This window comes from Nocardiopsis endophytica, assembly GCF_027706725.1.
GTDB classification, from domain to species: Bacteria; Actinomycetota; Actinomycetes; order Streptosporangiales; family Streptosporangiaceae; genus Nocardiopsis_A; species Nocardiopsis_A endophytica.
The window spans coordinates 23,160-38,309 of the sequence record NZ_JAQFWQ010000067.1; the positions used below are offsets into that span (position 1 = coordinate 23,160).

Annotated in this window: 16 protein-coding genes; 3 read left to right on the forward strand and 13 right to left on the reverse strand. The window is 74.0% G+C overall.

The window, feature by feature from the left end:
- Window positions 1-445 precede the first annotated feature (445 nt).
- Window positions 446-1,363, reverse strand: a complete 918-nt coding sequence (locus O4J56_RS20760; protein WP_270687888.1) for a PrsW family intramembrane metalloprotease — start codon at window positions 1,361-1,363, stop codon at window positions 446-448.
- A gap of 147 nt (window positions 1,364-1,510) precedes the next feature.
- Between O4J56_RS20760 and O4J56_RS20765 the strand changes: the two genes are divergently transcribed.
- Both O4J56_RS20765 and O4J56_RS20770 read left to right on the forward strand, forming a co-directional pair.
- Window positions 1,511-2,155 carry a GntR family transcriptional regulator gene (locus O4J56_RS20765; protein ID WP_270687889.1) on the forward strand — a complete coding sequence of 215 codons (645 nt, stop codon included), beginning with the start codon at window positions 1,511-1,513 and terminating at the stop codon, window positions 2,153-2,155.
- Complete coding sequence (locus O4J56_RS20770) at window positions 2,134-3,420, forward strand: MFS transporter (protein ID WP_408639148.1); 1,287 nt, start codon at window positions 2,134-2,136, stop codon at window positions 3,418-3,420. Before O4J56_RS20765 ends, O4J56_RS20770 begins: the two co-directional genes overlap by 22 nt.
- A 9-nt stretch (window positions 3,421-3,429) precedes the next feature.
- Here O4J56_RS20770 and O4J56_RS20775 read toward each other — a convergent pair whose 3' ends face one another.
- From O4J56_RS20775 to O4J56_RS20805, 7 genes are all read right to left on the reverse strand, one after another.
- Complete coding sequence (locus O4J56_RS20775) at window positions 3,430-3,639, reverse strand: DUF6458 family protein (RefSeq protein WP_270687893.1); 210 nt, start codon at window positions 3,637-3,639, stop codon at window positions 3,430-3,432.
- A 148-nt stretch (window positions 3,640-3,787) separates the two neighbouring features.
- Window positions 3,788-5,614, reverse strand: coding sequence for an acyl-CoA dehydrogenase (locus O4J56_RS20780; protein WP_270687894.1), 1,827 nt, complete (start codon window positions 5,612-5,614; stop codon window positions 3,788-3,790).
- A gap of 134 nt (window positions 5,615-5,748) precedes the next feature.
- Window positions 5,749-6,615, reverse strand: coding sequence for a mechanosensitive ion channel family protein (locus O4J56_RS20785; protein ID WP_270687895.1), 867 nt, complete (start codon window positions 6,613-6,615; stop codon window positions 5,749-5,751).
- Window positions 6,616-6,712: 97 nt separating this feature from the next.
- Complete coding sequence (locus O4J56_RS20790; protein ID WP_408639149.1) at window positions 6,713-7,747, reverse strand: sigma-70 family RNA polymerase sigma factor; 1,035 nt, start codon at window positions 7,745-7,747, stop codon at window positions 6,713-6,715.
- Window positions 7,744-8,574: a phosphoenolpyruvate hydrolase family protein gene (locus tag O4J56_RS20795; protein WP_270687897.1), complete on the reverse strand. Its 831-nt coding sequence runs from the start codon at window positions 8,572-8,574 to the stop codon at window positions 7,744-7,746. Before O4J56_RS20795 ends, O4J56_RS20790 begins: the two co-directional genes overlap by 4 nt.
- Before the next feature lie 4 nt (window positions 8,575-8,578).
- Window positions 8,579-9,781, reverse strand: coding sequence for a Tm-1-like ATP-binding domain-containing protein (locus tag O4J56_RS20800; protein ID WP_270687899.1), 1,203 nt, complete (start codon window positions 9,779-9,781; stop codon window positions 8,579-8,581).
- On the reverse strand, window positions 9,778-10,194 hold the full coding sequence (locus O4J56_RS20805) for a cupin domain-containing protein (protein ID WP_270687901.1): 417 nt from the start codon (window positions 10,192-10,194) through the stop codon (window positions 9,778-9,780). Before O4J56_RS20805 ends, O4J56_RS20800 begins: the two co-directional genes overlap by 4 nt.
- 213 nt (window positions 10,195-10,407) lie before the next feature.
- On the opposite strand from O4J56_RS20805, the gene O4J56_RS20810 reads away from it, so the two are divergent.
- Window positions 10,408-10,653, forward strand: a complete 246-nt coding sequence (locus O4J56_RS20810) for a DUF320 domain-containing protein (protein WP_270687903.1) — start codon at window positions 10,408-10,410, stop codon at window positions 10,651-10,653.
- A 60-nt stretch (window positions 10,654-10,713) separates the two neighbouring features.
- On the opposite strand, the gene O4J56_RS20815 is transcribed toward O4J56_RS20810, so the two are convergent.
- The 5 genes from O4J56_RS20815 to O4J56_RS20835 form a co-directional block, all read right to left on the reverse strand.
- Entirely contained in the window at window positions 10,714-11,970 is a 1,257-nt protein-coding gene (locus O4J56_RS20815) for an NAD(P)/FAD-dependent oxidoreductase (RefSeq protein WP_270687904.1), read from the reverse strand.
- Entirely contained in the window at window positions 11,967-12,290 is a 324-nt protein-coding gene (locus O4J56_RS20820) for a 2Fe-2S iron-sulfur cluster-binding protein (RefSeq protein WP_270687905.1), read from the reverse strand. Before O4J56_RS20820 ends, O4J56_RS20815 begins: the two co-directional genes overlap by 4 nt.
- Window positions 12,291-12,329: 39 nt before the next feature.
- Complete coding sequence (locus tag O4J56_RS20825) at window positions 12,330-13,361, reverse strand: methyltransferase (protein WP_270687907.1); 1,032 nt, start codon at window positions 13,359-13,361, stop codon at window positions 12,330-12,332.
- 11 nt (window positions 13,362-13,372) lie between these two features.
- Window positions 13,373-13,837, reverse strand: coding sequence for a PhzA/PhzB family protein (locus tag O4J56_RS20830; protein WP_270687908.1), 465 nt, complete (start codon window positions 13,835-13,837; stop codon window positions 13,373-13,375).
- 98 nt (window positions 13,838-13,935) lie between these two features.
- The coding region (locus O4J56_RS20835) for an amino acid ABC transporter ATP-binding/permease protein (protein WP_270687909.1) at window positions 13,936-15,150 on the reverse strand (1,215 nt) is incomplete at its 5' end.

Here is a 15,150-nt window from a genome sequence, read left to right on the forward strand (position 1 = left end):
CGTCTCCCGGTGTCTCGGCTGCCGCGGTGGAGGGTGCCGCTCCTCATTCGATGCGGCCACGGTTCCGCGGCCCCGGAGACCGCGGGCCTTGACCCGTGATCTCCGCAAAGGTCGGCGAGGCACGGTGCGCTCGTTACCTCGCAGTTATTCTTTGCGATCCGGATAGTAGCAGGATCGCACCCCTAGGGGTCGAGACCCCAGAATGTGGTCCACGTCACATTCAGTCGATCGGGGAATGAGGAGACACTTCCGCATCCGTGCAGGTGGAGACGGGTGTATCGAACGGGCGTCCGTCAAACCGGAGGTGCGCTCCGACCCCTGAGGGGTGGGCGGGGAAACCGCTCCGGCGGCGGCGGTATCGCCGGGGGTGCGCGCTGTGTGACCCTTGGTGGTGTGATGGGGGTCTCTCGACCGTTTCGAGGGTCACGCTTGACCCCCGGGCCGTTCACCCGGCGGCCACCGGGCGGCCGACCGCCCGTACAAGGGAGAAGAGCCAGACGATCCCCAGCACCGCCACCACGGCCATGCCGGTGATGTCCATGACGAGGATCAGCGACGCCTGGTAGGGCAGGATCTCGGGGACCCGCCCCATCTCCAGCATCTGGACCTGCCACGGCTGCCCGGTGAGCACCAGCGCGAACAGCGCCGACAGCGAGTGCACCGAGTCCCACAGGCCGTGCAGCAGGGACACCCCGAGGTAGGTCAGCAGCACCCGCACGGTGATCCGCCAGTGGCCGCCGGAGACCGCCGCGAAGAGCACGCCGCCCAGCACCGCGGTCCACAGCCCGTGCCCGACCGGGGTGAGCAGCCCGCGCATCACCTCGGTCTGCACCAGCGCCGCCAGGTCCAGGCCCCGCTCGGTGAGCATCGCGTTCATCGCGTACCCGGCGCTCTCGAAGGCGGCGAAGCCGAACCCGACGGTCGCGCCCAGCACCATGCCGTCGCGCATCGTCGCCCGTGTCATGTGCCGGGCCACGAACACCAGGGCGGCGAGCTTGACCGCCTCCTCGATCAGCCCTACGCCGATGTAGGTGAAGGGGGTCTGCCGCAGCAGGTAGGACTCCAGCAGCGAGGCGCCCAGCACGCCGAGCACCCCGCCGACGATGAACGCGCGGAACAGCAGCTCGGTGGTGACGTTCTCGCCCTGGCGGTGCTCATAGGCCCAGGTGACGAAGGTGACCGGGATGAGGAAGCTGCCCAGCAGGATGACCGTGGGAACCAGCGTGGCGTTGCCGGTGAGCAGGGTCACTGCGACCGTGGCCGCCCACAGGGCCAGACCCGTCCCGAACAGGGCGGGCCAGGCGCGCCTGCGCCGGGCGGGGCGGGTCTGCGGGCGGGTGTACGGGCTGGCCGGCGGCTGCATGGGCTCCCCCTCTGCCGGAGGTGTGGACAAGGGGATCGTCCCAGGGCAGAGCGGGTGCGGAGTCCGTAATGCACGGGTTCTGTAGGACTTTTACCGGATCCCAGTGCGGTCTTTTCCGGCTTTGGCGGCGCTTAGCATAGATACAACATGGATACGACGGAATCGGCCACCGAACGGGCCTACGCGTTCGCCAAGGACGCCATCCTGACCCGCCGCTACGCCGGCGGGGAGATCGTCAGCGAGGGCGACATCGCCGCCGGGGTGGGCGTCTCCCGCACCCCCGTCCGGGAGGCGCTGCTGCGCCTGCAGGGCGAGGGGCTGGTCCGGCTCTACCCCAAGCGGGGCGCGCTCATCGTCCCGGTCTCCCAGGAGGAGGTCGACGACGTGGTGGAGACGCGCCGCCTGGTGGAGGGGCACACCGCCGAGCGCGCCGCCGCCGCGGACGCCGGCGTGCGCGGGCCGCTCGCCGAGCGCCTGGCCGGGCTGCTCGCCGCCATGCGCGCCGAGCTGGAGGGGGACCGGCGGGCGTTCATCGCCGCCGACCGCGGCTTCCACAAGGAGATCGTCGCCGCCAGCGGGAACGCGATCCTGGCCGGGCTCTACGACGCGCTGCGCGACCGGCAGCTGCGGATGATGGAGGAGGGCACCCGGACCGCGGAGCGGATGCGGCGCAGCGTCGAGGAGCACCAGGCGATCCTGGAGGCCGTCCGGGCCGGGGACCCCGAGGCGGCCCGCGAGGCCGTCAGCGTCCATCTGGGGACCGCCGCGCAGTGGCTGGGGGCGCGCCGGTGAGCGCCGAGGCCTCGCGCGCGCCCGCGCGCCCACAGACATCCGGTGACCGGGCCGATGCGCCGCCGGAGCCCGCCGGGGGCGCCCGCGCCTGGCTGGTGTGGGGGATCGGCGTCGGCGTCTACTTCCTGGCCATGTTCCACCGCAACGGCCTGGGCGTGGCCGCCCTGCAGGCCCAGGAGCGGTTCGACGCCGGACCCGCGCTGCTGTCCCTGCTGCCGATGCTGCAGCTGCTGGTGTACGTGGTGCTGCAGGTGCCGGCCGGGATCATGGCCGACCGGGTGGGGCCGCGCCGCTCCCTGCTGGCCGGGCTGGCCGCGATGGCGGCCGGCGCGGTGCTGTTCGCCGCGGCCTCCGACGTCGCCACGGCCGTCGCCGGGCGGGTGCTGATCGGCCTCGGCGACGCCGTCACCTTCCTCAACGTCATCCGGCTGGGCGCGCTGTGGTTCCCGCGCCGCCGCTACGCCCTGGTGAGCGCCCTGACCGGGGTGGTCGGCGGCCTGGGCCAGGTCGCCAGCGTGGCGCCGCTGTCCTTCCTGCTGGGCGGGCTGGGGTGGACCGGCGGGTTCCTGGCGACCGCCGGGATCACCGGCGCCATGCTGCTGGGGGTGGCGCTGCTGGTGCGGGACCGTCCCGCCGGGGCCCAGAGGCCGGAGCGGCACGCCGCGGTGCCGGTGATCGCGTCCGTCCGGGAGGCGCTGCGCGCCCGCGGCCCGCGGGTGGGCATGGCGCACCACGCCGCCGTGATGGCGCCCTACACGATGCTGGGGGTGCTCTGGGGCTACCCGTTCCTGGTGGAGGGGGTCGGCCTGAGCCCCTCGGCGGCGCGCACGCTGCTGACCGTGCTCGGGGTCGGGGTGCTGTGGCTCTCGCCGGTGCTGGGCGCGGTGGTCGGGCGGCACCCGGGGGTGCGGCGGCCGTTCGCGCTGTGCCTGGCGCCGCTGCTGGGGCTGGGGTGGCTGGCCCTGGTGGCCTGGCCGTCCGGTCCGCCGGTGCCGCTGGTGGTGGCCGTGGTGGCGGTCAGTGCCGCCGGGGCGGTGATGGCCCCGGCGCTGTCGTTCGACTTCGCCCGCGACGGGCTGTCCCCGGAGCGCACCGGGGTGGCGTCGGGGCTGGTGAACATGAGCGGCTTCGCGACCACGGTGCTGGCGACCGTGCTGGCCGGGGTGGTCCTGGAGGCCGGGCACGGCTTCCAGGCCGCCTTCGTCCCGGTCACCGTGACCACGCTGGGCGCCTCGGCGGTGCTGGCGGTCCTGCTGCGCCGGTAGCGGGCGGCGCTAGACGACGTCGGGGTCGTTGCGGATCTCGTCCCGGCCGCGGTCCCGGCGGGCCATCATCAGCAGGACGGAGATGATGACGACCGCGAGCCCGGCCGCCATGAGGATGTAGCCGATCGCGTTCAGGTCCAGGCCCGGCACGTCGGCGGTGATGCCGAACGTCAGCACGGCGCCGATGATCATGAGGAAGATTCCGAGGCCGATGCCCATGCGTCTCCCGTCCTTCCGCCGTCGCTCCTCGCCCCTACCCCCGGGAGCATAGGGCCAATCGGGCCCGGAGTGCGGATCGGGCGGGGCGCCGAAGCGCCCCGCCCGATGCCGTCCGGGCCGCGCCGCAGGTGGGCGCGGTCCGCTCGGACTAGAAGGCCGATTCCGGCACGTCCATCAGGTCCAGGCCGGTGTTCTGCGCGATGGCCCGCTCGGCGGCGGTCTTCGGCAGCACCTGGGAGGCGAAGAACCGCGCGGCGGCGATCTTGCCGGTGTAGAAGTCGGTGTCGGCGGCGTCGGCGCCGTCCAGCCTCTCCAGGGCCACCTCGGCCTGGCGCAGCAGCAGCCAGCCCAGCACCACGTCGCCCACGGTCATCAGCAGGCGGGTGGCGTTCAGGCCGACCTTGTACAGCTCGCGCGGCTCCTCGGCGGAGCGCATCGCGTCGCCGACCATGACCTCGACGATCTTCTCGACGTCGGCGGCGGCGTCGGCGAGCAGGGCCCGCTCCTCCTTGAGGCGGCCGTTGCCCGCCTCGCTCTCCGCGAAGCCCTTGATCTCGCCCATGAGGCGGCCGAACGCCTGGCCGTTGTTCTTGACGATCTTCCGGAAGAAGAAGTCCTGGGCCTGGATGGCGGTGGTGCCCTCGTAGAGGGTGTCGATCTTGGCGTCGCGGATGTACTGCTCGATCGGGTACTCCTGCAGGTACCCGGAGCCTCCGAGGGTCTGCAGCGACTCGGCCAGCAGCGCGTAGGAGCGCTCCGAGCCCACGCCCTTGACGATGGGCAGCAGCAGGTCGTTGAGGGCGATGACGTCCTCGTGCTCCTCCCCGGCGTGCTCGGCGATCTGCACCGCGTCCTGCTGGGTGGCGGTGTAGACGACGAGCGCGCGCAGCGCCTCGGCGTAGGCCTTCTGCGTCATCAGGCTGCGGCGCACGTCGGGGTGGTGGGTGATGGCGACCCGCGGGGCCGACTTGTCGGCCATCTGTGTGAGGTCGGCGCCCTGCTTGCGCTCCTTGGCGTACTCCAGGGCGTTCAGGTAGCCGGTGGACAGCGTGGCGATGGCCTTGGTGCCGACCATCATCCGGGCGTACTCGATGATGAGGAACATCTGCCGGATGCCGTCGTGCTTGTCGCCCACCAGGTAGCCCACGGCCGGGTGCTTGGCGCCGAAGGTCAGCTCACAGGTGGTGGAGGCCTTCAGGCCCATCTTGTGCTCGACGTTGGTGACGTAGGCGCCGTTGCGCTCGCCGAGCTCTCCGGTCTCCACATCGACCAGGTACTTGGGCACCAGGAACAGCGACAGGCCCTTGGTCCCGGGCTTGGCGCCCTCGGGGCGCGCCAGCACCAGGTGGAAGATGTTCTCCGTCATGTCCTGCTCGGCGGAGGTGATGAAGCGCTTGACGCCCTCGATGTGCCAGGTGCCGTCGCCCTGGTCGACCGCCTTGGTGCGGCCGGCGCCGACGTCGGACCCGGCGTCGGGCTCGGTGAGCACCATGGTGGCGCCCCAGCCGCGCTCGATGGCCAGCTCGGCGAAGCGCTTCTGCTCGGCGGTGCCCTCCTGGTACAGGACGTTCGCGAAGCCCGGGCCGGCCGAGTACATGTGGACCGAGGGGTTGGCGCCCAGGATCAGCTCGGCCGCGGCCCAGACCAGGGAGCGGGGCGCGCCCAGGCCTCCGAGCTCCTGGGGCAGGTCGAGGTTGTACCAGCCGGCGTCCATGTAGGCCCGGTAGGACTTCTTCAGGCTCTCGGGGATGGCGACGGTGCCGTCGGCGGGGTCGAAGACGGGCGGGTTGCGGTCGGCGTCCTCGAAGGACTCGGCGACCACGCCGGTCGCGAGCCGGTTCACCTCGTCGAGGATGGTCCGGGCCGTGTCCTCGTCCAGCTCCGGGAACGGGCCGTCGCCCAGCACGTCCTGGCGCTTGAAGACCTCGAAGAGGTTGAACTCGAGGTCACGGAGGTTGCTCTTGTAGTGCGTCATTGGCGCGCTCCGCTGCTGTCGGTGCCCGCGGTGACCGCAGACGGGGTGTCTGCGCACGCAAGGCGACTACCGGTGGGTAACAAGTCAATGTTACTACCCGGTAGTCGCACTTGGCCACGGTGCCCCGGACCGGATCAGGGAACGGGGAGCGGGCGCGCCATCGCGATCCCGTCGGCGTCCATCTCGCTCTTGATCCGCGCCCGCAGCGCGCGGCCGACGCCCCACTGCTCGCCGGGGCGGGTGCGGACGGTCACGCGCAGCGTCATCGCGCCGTTGGCGATGTCCTGGACGCCGACCACGGTCGGGTCCTCCAGCAGGGCCCCGGCGACCTCGGGGTCGGCGGCGAAGCCCTCGGCCGCGCGGAGGGCCGCCGCCTCGGCCGCGGCGGGGGAGGCCTCGGCCGACACCGGGACGTCCACCACGGCGTTGGCCCAGCCCTGGCTCATGTTGCAGACCCGCAGGATCTCGCCGTTGCGGACGTACCAGAGGCCGCCGTTGATGTCGCGCACCTTGGTGATGCGCAGGCCCACCTCCTCGATGGTGCCCACGGCCTCGCCCACGTCCACGGTGTCGCCGACGCCGTACTGGTCCTCCAGCATCATGGCCATGCCCGAGACGAAGTCGCGGACCAGGCCCTGGGCGCCGAAGCCGATCGCCAGCCCGAGCACGCCGGCGCTGGCCAGCAGCGGGCCCAGATTGATGCCGAGCTCGCCCAGCACCATGAACAGCGCGACGCCGAACACGGTGAAGGAGGCGATGCTGCGCAGCACCGAGCCGATGGTCTCGGCGCGGGCGCGCTGCCGCTCGGCCGCCGCCCCGTTCCCGCCGCCCAGCCGCTCGCGGGAGTCGGCGATGCGCTTGACCATCGCCGTGACCAGCCGCCCGAGCAGGACCCGCGCGACGGCGGCCAGCACGATGATGATGACGATGTTGAGCGCCCCGGAGAGCAGGGCTCCGGCGTGCTCGGTGAACCAGGCGGTGACCGCCTCGGCCGTGGGCATGGTGCTTCCCCCGGTGGTCGGTGGTGTGGATGGGTGCGCCATCGTCCCATAACGCTCGAAAGCGCACGGATCTATTCACCGGCCACCGGGGCGGGGGTCACATCCTGGGCGGCAGCCCGAACAGCGGGAACAGCGACTGGGTGTCCAGGAAGCAGTGCAGCCCGGTGATGCGGCCGTCCTCGATGTCGAGCACCTGCAGCGCCCACGGCACGTGCCCGTCGCCGTCCTCGGCCGGGTGGTAGTGGCCGAACGCGGGGGCGCCGTTGGCCGAGACCGGCACCAGGCGCGAGTCCCGGCACTTCTCCCCGGGGCCGAGCATGAACGCGGCGATGTCGTCGTGGCCGCGCAGCCAGAGGGCGAAGGGGGGCATCGTCATGGCGGCGTCGTCGCGCAGCAGCGTGACCAGCGCGGCGATGTCGTAGCGCTCGAAGGTGTCGACGTACTTGGTGAGCAGCTCCTTGTGCTCGTCGTCCATCTCGGGGGAGCCGGGGTCGGCCGCGGCGCCGTGCGCGGCCAGGGTGGCCCGGGCGCGCTGCAGCGCGCTGTTGACCGAGGCGACCGAGGTGTCGAGCAGGTCGGCCACCTCGGCGGCGCGCCAGCGCAGCACCTCGCGCAGGATGAGCACGGCGCGCTGGCGCGGCGGCAGGTGCTGCAGCGCGGCGACGAAGGCGAGCCGGACGGTCTCCCGGGAGACCACCGCGTCGGCGGGGTCCCCGGTGTCGGGCGGGGCGATGCGCTGGTCGGGGATGGGCATCACCCAGGCCGACTCGGGCAGCGGCGCCCCCAGCGGGGTGGACGCGTTCCCGGCCGGGGCCATGTCCACCGGGCGGGCGCGCTTCTGCCGCCCCTGGAGCATGTCCAGGCACACGTTGGTGGCGATGCGGTAGAGCCAGGAGCGCAGGGCCGAGCGGCCCTCGAACCGCTCGTGCGCGCGCCAGGCCCGCACCATGGTCTCCTGCACCGCGTCGTCGGCCTCGAACGCCGACCCGAGCATCCGGTAGCAGTGCCCGGTGAGCTCGCCGCGGTGGGCCTCCAGCGTCTCGTCCAGCCCTTGCTCCGTCATCGCGGATGCCCTTTCCGTCGGGGGGCGTCCATCGTACGGCGCGCCCCCGACGTTTCGGGGGCGGTTCAGAACGTGAGGCCGGAGAACTCCCGTGTGCGCGCGGTGAGGGCCTGCTCCACGGGCAGGCGCTCCATGGACGAGGCGCCGTAGAAGCCGTGCACGTCCCGGCAGGAGCGCAGGATGTGGGCGGCGTCCTGCGGCTCGGCGATCGGGCCGCCGTGGCACAGGACCGTCACCTCCGGGCGCACCTCCAGCGCGGCGCGCGACCACTCGTCGATCAGCGGCACGCACTCCTCCAGGGACAGGGCGGTCTCCGCGCCGATGGTGCCGCCGGTGGTCAGGCCCATGTGGCACACCACCACGTCGGCCCCGGCGCCGGCCATGGCGGCCGCGTCCTCGGCGGAGAAGACGTAGGGGGAGGTGAACAGGTCCAGCGCGCGGGCGCGGCGGACCAGCTCCACCTCGTGGACGTAGCCCATCCCGGTCTCCTCCAGGTTGGCCCGGAACACCCCGTCGATCAGGCCGACCGTGGGGAAGTTCTGCACCCCCGAATAGCCGAGCGACGCGAGCCTGGGGAGGAACACGTCGAAGTCGCAGAACGGGTCGGTGCCGTTGACGCCCGCCAGTACGGGGGTGTCCCGCACGGCGGTCAGCACCTCGCGCGCCATGTCCTCGACGATCTCGTTGGCGTTGCCGTAGGCCAGCAGCCCCGCCAGGGAGCCGCGCCCCGCCATCCGGTAGCGGCCCGAGTTGTAGACCACCAGGATGTCGGCGCCGCCCTCCTCCTGGCACTTGGCCGACAGCCCGATGCCCGCGCCGCCGCCGATGATCGGGGTGCGCGCCTCCCGCTTGGCCTTGAGCCGCCGGAGGATCTCCGCCCTGGGAATCGGGGCCATGCGTTCACTTCTCCTCGCTCGTTCCGCCGAGTTCGCCGAGCACCGCGACGGCGGCCTCGGCGAACGCCGGGTCGTTGATGTCGGTGTCCAGCTCCTCGACCCGGACACCGGTTCCGGACAGTCCCGCGCGCACCGCGCCGAACAGGGCGGCATCGGCGTCCGGGTCGTGGAAGGGGCCGCCCGGCCCGGCGACCGCGGAGACGCCGCCCAGCGGCAGCAGCACCGCGGTGGGCCCCTCCCGGGCGGCGGCGCGGGCGGCCAGCCTGGCGCCGAGCTCGGCGCACTCGTCCGGGGTGGTGCGCATCAGCGTCACCGTGGGGTTGTGCACCAGCAGGCGGCGGTCGGCGAACCGCTCGGGGACGGTCTCCCTGGGGCCGAAGTTCACCATGTCCAGGGCGCCGAGAGAGATGACGCGGGGGACGGCCGGACCGCCGGACAGCCGCCCGGGACCGGCCGACATGACCCCGCCGACCAGCTCGTCGGCGAGTTCGGTCGTGGTCAGGTCGAGGACGCCGTCCAGGGCGCCCCCGTCGGCCAGCGCCTCCAGCGCGCGCCCGCCGGTGCCGGTCATATGGAATACGAGTACCTCGTCGCCGCGCCCTTCCATCAGCTCCCGCGCGCGGGTGACCGCGGGCGTGGTGACGCCGAACATGCTGGCGGCGATGGTCGCCCCGGCGGCGGGCCGCTCCACCGGGGCGCCGCGCACCATCCCCGCGACCGCGTCGCAGGCGTTGGCCAGCACGCGGGTGGAGACGCTGTTCAGCCCGGCCACGTCCACCACGCTGGGCATGAGGATGAGGTCGGTCTCGCCGATGTAGGGGCGGGTGTCGCCGGAGGCGGCGGTGGAGACGACGGCCTTGGGCACCCCCAGCGGCAGGGCGCGCAGCGCGCGGGCGGCGATGGAGGTGCCGCCGGTCCCCCCGACCCCCAGGGCGCCGTCCAGGCGGCCGTCGGCGCGCAGGGCCAGGACGGCCTCGCGCGCGCCCTCGGCCAGGGCGGCCACGGCGGCGCCGCGGTCCCCGTCGCCGGGGAGGGCGACGGCGTCCCGGACGGCGACGTCGGCCCGGGGGCCGCCCTCGGGGGCGTAGGTCCCGGTGTCGACCACGACCGTGCGCAGCCCGGAGGCGGTGAGCCGCTCCACGGCGAATCCGACCTCGGCGCCCTTGGTGTCGAGGGTTCCCAGGACGGCGACGGCGGGTGCGCTCATCCGTTCACCGCCGGCGGGTGCTCACCGGGCGCGGCCTCGCGGAAATCGGGCGCGGCGCGCAGCGCCTCCTCGGCCCCGGCGGGGGAGTAGACGACGACCAGCTCCAGGGTGGACCAGCCGGTGTTGAAGGTGGAGTGCAGGACGTCGCGGGGGACGTGCACCACGTCCCCCGCGACGACGGGGAAGGCGGGGCCGTCGCCGACGGTCTGCTCCCCGGTGCCGGACAGCACGTAGATGATCTCGTCGGACTCGGGGTGGCGGTGGCGGTCGTGGCCCTTGCCGGGGTGGACGTGCACGTCGCCGACGGTGAGCGCGGTGCCGGGGGCGGTCCGCGGCGTCACGCGCCACTTGATCCGCCCCCAGTCGAACAGCCACGTCGGTACCGCGTCGGCGCGGTGGGGGGTCTCATCCATGGGGTGTGGCCTACCCGGCGCGCAGGGTAGGGGAACGCACGGACGGTGAACATGAGAATCCGGCGCCGAAACTAATTTTCCGTGAAATGTGGACATGGGCGGGGGCGGTGGGGCTAGATTGGCACCAGTGGACGCGGAGCGTGTCCATTTGTGTACGGATAGTCGATATTGCGGTGTCCCGTGGACGGCGGGAGCCGCGAGACGAGGTAGCACATGATGAAGAAGATGTTCGCCGCCGGTGCCGTCGTCGCCGCCTCCGCGGGCGTCCTGCTGGCCGGTGCCCCCGCCTTCGCGCACGACGGCCCGATCACCTCGGGCAACGGCTCCATCCTCGGGGGCAACCAGGTCGTGGCCGACGCGAACGTTCCGGTGAACGTGTGCGGCAACGGGATCGGCATCCTGGGCATCGGCAACGGCGCCTGCGTCGACTCCGGTGCCTTCGTGAAGGACCACCACTAGGCGCCCTGCGCGAGGGGGCGGCGCCGGACTCAGCGGTCGGCGCCGTCCCCTCCGCCGTGTCTAGGCCGCCGCCCGGGCGAAGGCGCGCAGCGAGAAGCCCGGGGCCGCCGCCTGCTCGGGGGACGGCCCCCGGCCCGCGGCGAGCAGGTGCCGGGCCGCCATGTGCTCGGCCGGGCGGTTCACCGACTCCACCGCGGCCAGCGCCCCGTTCCGGTACAGCAGCACGGAGAACGCCTCGTCCCCGTCGCCGACCAGCACCGCGCGGTCGTGGCCCGCGGCCAGCCCGGCGATCTGCAGCGACGAGCCGTACTGGTCGCTCCAGAACCAGGGGAGGCGCTCATAGGGCGGGAGGTCCTCCCCCGCGTCCGGGCGGGCCAGCCGCTCGGCCGCGTACTCCGCCTGGTCGAGCGCGTTCTGCACCGACTCCAGGCGGACCCGCGGTCCCCCGCCCGAAGCGGGGGCCACCGCGGCGCAGTCGCCCACCGCCAGCACGCGCGGGTCGCGGGTGCCCAGCCGCGCGTCCACCGCCACCCCGTCGTCCACGGGCAGTCCCGCCCCCTCGGCCAGCCGGGTGTCCGGCGCCGCCCCGACCGCGGCCAGCACCAGGTCGGCGGGCAGGCGGGTGCCGTCGGTCAGCTCGGCCTCCCGCACCCGCCCGGCCCGGTCCCCGTGCAGGGCCCTGACCTCCTCGCCGAACACGAAGCCCGCGCCGTGCCGCTCGTGCAGGGAGGTGAAGTGCGCCGCCGTGTGCGCCGAGACCGCCCGGCCCAGCGGGCGCGCACGGCTCTCCACGATCGTCGCCTTGTGCCCGTAGGCGGACGCCGAGGCGGCGAACTCCAGCCCGATGAACCCGGCACCGGCCACCACGATGCTCCCGGCCTCCTCCAGCGCCTCCCGCAGGGCGTCCGCCTCCCGGCGGGTGCGCAGCGAGAACACGCCCTCCAGGTCGCTCCCGGGCGCGCGCAGCGGCCGGTTGCGCGCCCCGGTGGCCAGGACCAGGCGGTCGTAGGGCAGGCGGCGGCCGTCGTCGAGCACCACCGCGCGCCCGGCCCGGTCGATCCGCTCGGCGCGCGCCCGGACCAGGTCGATGCGCTCCCTGCCGTACAGCTCGGCCGGGCGCGGCTCCAGCTCGCCGGGGCCGATGTCGCCGCGCAGGTAGGCCTTGGTGAGCGGGGGGCGCTCATAGGGCGCCCCCGGCTCCTCGCCGACCAGCGCCACCGCGCCGTCGAACCCCTTCTCCCGCAGGCCGAGCGCGACCTGTTGCCCGGCGATGCCCGCGCCCACGATCACGACGGGGCCCTTCGCCCGCTGGGTCATCGCTGCCGCTCCGGCGTGGTCACGGTCAGGCCCTCGAAGTCCGCGTCGGCCTTGAGCTGGCAGCTCAGCCGGCTCGTCTCACGGCGCGGGCAGGCGGTGGTGTCGAGCATCGCGTCCTCGTGCTCGCTCATCGGCGGCAGGCCGCCATAGCGCTCGGGGTCGACGTAGACGTGGCAGGTGGCGCACTGGGCGTTGCCGCCGCACTGGGCGACGATGCCCGGGACGCCGTTGGACACGGCGCCCCGCATCACGCTGGTGCCCACGGGGACGTCGACCGTCCGCTCTCCGGCGTCGGCGGCCACGTAGGTGATCTTCGGCATGCCTCTCCTCGGTCCGTTCGCTTCGTTCGGGTCGGTGTTTCAGGGGGCCGTCCGGCCCCGGGCCGGACGGAGTTCGATGCAGGCGTTGCCCATGGGCAGCGGGATGAGCCGCTCCACGCGCAGCCCGGCCGCGTCGGCCAGGCCGCGGAACTGGTCGAGGGTCCGCTGGCCGCCGCCGTTCATCATCAGCAGGTGCAGGTCCCACAGGGAGGCGAGCTCGGGGTCCTCGCCCTTGCCGACCACCCGCTCCAGGACGAGGATCCGCCCGTCGGCGGGGGCCGCTCGGCGGCAGTTGTCCAGCAGGCGCACGCACGCGGCGTCGTCCCAGTCGCCGAGCAGGCGGGAGAGCAGGTAGACGTCGCCGCCGGAGGGGACGGACTCGAAGACGTCCCCGGCGATGGCCTCGGCGCGCCCGGCGCCGATCGCCTCCTCCAGGGTGGCCTGGGCGATGGGGACCATGTGGTCCAGGTCGATGAGCAGCCCGCGGGCGCCGGGGTGGCGGTCGAGCACCGCGGCGAGCAGGCCGCCGCTGCCCCCGGCGACGTCGACGACGCAGGCGCCGGAGAAGTCCACCGCCTCGGCCAGGCGGTCGAAGAAGAAGTGGCCGGCCTGCATGGCCCGCTGGAACCGGGCGGCGGCCTCCTCGTCCTGGCTCAGGTAGGTGATCAGCGGTCTGCCGTAGGCGCGCTCGAAGCCGGGCGCGCCGGATCCGGCCACGACGTCGGCGGCGTGCTCCCAGGCCTTGTAGAACTCGTCGCCGTAGAGCAGGCACATGTCGCGCAGCGATCCGGGCCGGTCCCTGAGCAGCTCGGACACGGGGGTGTTGCGGTAGCCGCCCCGGCCGTCGTGCTCCAGCACGCCCAGGTCGGCCAGCAGGCGCAGCAGGCGGCGGACGCCCGCGGGGTCGGCGCCGGCCTGCTCGGCGATGGCGTCGGGCGCGGTGGTCCCGGCCGCGATGCGGTCGGGCACCTCCAGGCGGACCGCGGTGTGCAGGGCCTGGGTGCGCCAGGCGCCGGTGATCATGTCGAGGACGGTGCGGGAGGGGGAGGGGGAGTCGGTGGTGGCGGTCAAGGAGGGCCTCCTCAGTCGGCGGGGATCCAGCCGCGTTCGATGCGGGGGGTGGCGATTCCGAGCGCGCGCATGTGCTCGACGGGGTTGGTGTACTCGCGGCTCTCGGCGATGCGCCCCTCGGAGAGCCGGAAGGAGAAGAGGAAGTGGTTGGCGTAGCGGCCCTCGGGATATCCGGGGAACCGGATGGTGCCCTCGCCGCCGCATTCGGCCCAGAACCGTCCGGGGTCCTGGGTGGAGAAGACCTCCAGTCCGATCCAGCGCCAGTCGGGGAGCACCTTCAGGGAGATCAGGCCGTGCTCGGCCAGGTTCGTCTGCCCCCGCACCGTGATGGGGCGGCCGATGTCGGTGAAGAACAGGGAGGTGGAGCCGTCGTCGGTGTAGAGCAGGTGCCGGCGGGCGCGGTCCTCGGTGAAGAACCTCTCGACCGTCGCCCTGTTGCGTTCGCGGAGTTCGTCGTCGGAATGGGCGTGTGACACGGGGCCTCCTCGTCTTTCTCCGGTTCGTCCGGGCGGATCGGGCCGCGGCCAGAATGCGTGCCGCCGCGATATTTCCGGTCCGCCGTGCGATAGCGCCGCTATACCTCCGCCGGGCGGGCACCTCCTTCGGCGATGGAGTGGACCTCGTCGGCGGCGGCGAGCGCCGCGGGGTGGTGGGACACCAGCAGCACGGTCCGCCCGCGGGCGGCGCGGAGCACGTCCGCGAGCACCGCTTCGGCGGTCGCCGCGTCCAGGCCCTCGGTGGGCTCGTCCAGCACGAGCACCTGCGGGTCGGCCAACAGCGCGCGGGCGAGCAGCAGGCGGAGCCGCTGGCCCCCGGACATCGCCGCGCCGTCCTCGCCGGGGACCGTGTCCCACCCCTGAGGCAGCGACTCGATCCAGGCGAGCAGCCGCACCCGGGAGGCGGCCCGGCGCAGCTCCCCGTCGGTGGCCTCCGGGCGGGCCAGCAGCAGGTTGTCCCGGACCGAGGCGTGCAGGACGCGGTCGTGCCGGGTCAGTCCGGCCACGCTGCGGCGCACCCGGTCGCCGGGGACGTCGCGCAGCTCGGCCCCGCCGAGGCGGACACTGCCGCCCTCGTAGTCCAGGAAGCGCAGCAGGACGTCGACCAGGGTGGACTTGCCCGACCCGCTGGCGCCGGCCAGAGCGGTGGTCGTCCCCGGGGCCAGATTCAGGTCCAGGCCGTCCAGCGCCCACGGGCGGCCCGGCCCGTACCGGGCGCGCAGGCCGCGCACCTCGACGCCGGAGCCGCGCGGTTCGGGGCCGGGGCCGGGCGGTTCGGCGACCGGTGCGGGGGCGTCCAGCACGGCGGCCAGCCGGGCGGCGCCTTCGGAGAGCCCGCCGTAGCGGCGGGCCGCGGCCGGGAGCGCGGCGACCGGTTCGAAGGCCGCCAGCGCGGTGACCGCCAGCACGGCGGGAAGCACCGGGTCCAGGCCGCCGTCCTGCCGCGCCGTGAGGGCGAGCCAGGCCACGGCGACCGCGGTCAGGCCCTGCAGGAGCAGCACGGCGGTGGAGGCGGCGCCCATGGCGCGGTCGGCGCGCAGCTCCAGGCGGGCCGCCTCGCGCTCGGCCCGCTCGGCACGGTGGACGGCGGCGTCCGCGGCCCCCAGCACCTCCAGGTCGGCGGCGCCGCGGACCAGGTCGGCGGCCGCAGCGGCGAAGGCGCCGCGGGCCGCGGCCCGCCGGGGGCCACGCCGCCCGGCCAGGGCGAGCGGCGCGCACGCCGCTGCGGCGGCGAGGAGGCCGGCGGTCAGTACGGCGCCGGCCGGAGGGAGCAGCGCCGCGGTCGCGGGCGG

What these genes read in the sequence shown, in the direction of transcription:
- O4J56_RS20760 (WP_270687888.1), bottom strand. Translation starts at nt 1,363, where the DNA reads ATGCAGCCGCCGGCCAGCCCGTACACCCGCCCGCAGACCCGCCCCGCC.
- O4J56_RS20765 (WP_270687889.1), top strand. Translation starts at nt 1,511, where the DNA reads ATGGATACGACGGAATCGGCCACCGAACGGGCCTACGCGTTCGCCAAG.
- O4J56_RS20775 (WP_270687893.1), bottom strand. Translation starts at nt 3,639, where the DNA reads ATGGGCATCGGCCTCGGAATCTTCCTCATGATCATCGGCGCCGTGCTG.
- O4J56_RS20780 (WP_270687894.1), bottom strand. Translation starts at nt 5,614, where the DNA reads ATGACGCACTACAAGAGCAACCTCCGTGACCTCGAGTTCAACCTCTTC.
- O4J56_RS20785 (WP_270687895.1), bottom strand. Translation starts at nt 6,615, where the DNA reads ATGCCCACGGCCGAGGCGGTCACCGCCTGGTTCACCGAGCACGCCGGA.
- O4J56_RS20795 (WP_270687897.1), bottom strand. Translation starts at nt 8,574, where the DNA reads ATGGCCCCGATTCCCAGGGCGGAGATCCTCCGGCGGCTCAAGGCCAAG.
- O4J56_RS20800 (WP_270687899.1), bottom strand. Translation starts at nt 9,781, where the DNA reads ATGAGCGCACCCGCCGTCGCCGTCCTGGGAACCCTCGACACCAAGGGC.
- O4J56_RS20805 (WP_270687901.1), bottom strand. Translation starts at nt 10,194, where the DNA reads ATGGATGAGACCCCCCACCGCGCCGACGCGGTACCGACGTGGCTGTTC.
- O4J56_RS20810 (WP_270687903.1), top strand. Translation starts at nt 10,408, where the DNA reads ATGATGAAGAAGATGTTCGCCGCCGGTGCCGTCGTCGCCGCCTCCGCG.
- O4J56_RS20815 (WP_270687904.1), bottom strand. Translation starts at nt 11,970, where the DNA reads ATGACCCAGCGGGCGAAGGGCCCCGTCGTGATCGTGGGCGCGGGCATC.
- O4J56_RS20820 (WP_270687905.1), bottom strand. Translation starts at nt 12,290, where the DNA reads ATGCCGAAGATCACCTACGTGGCCGCCGACGCCGGAGAGCGGACGGTC.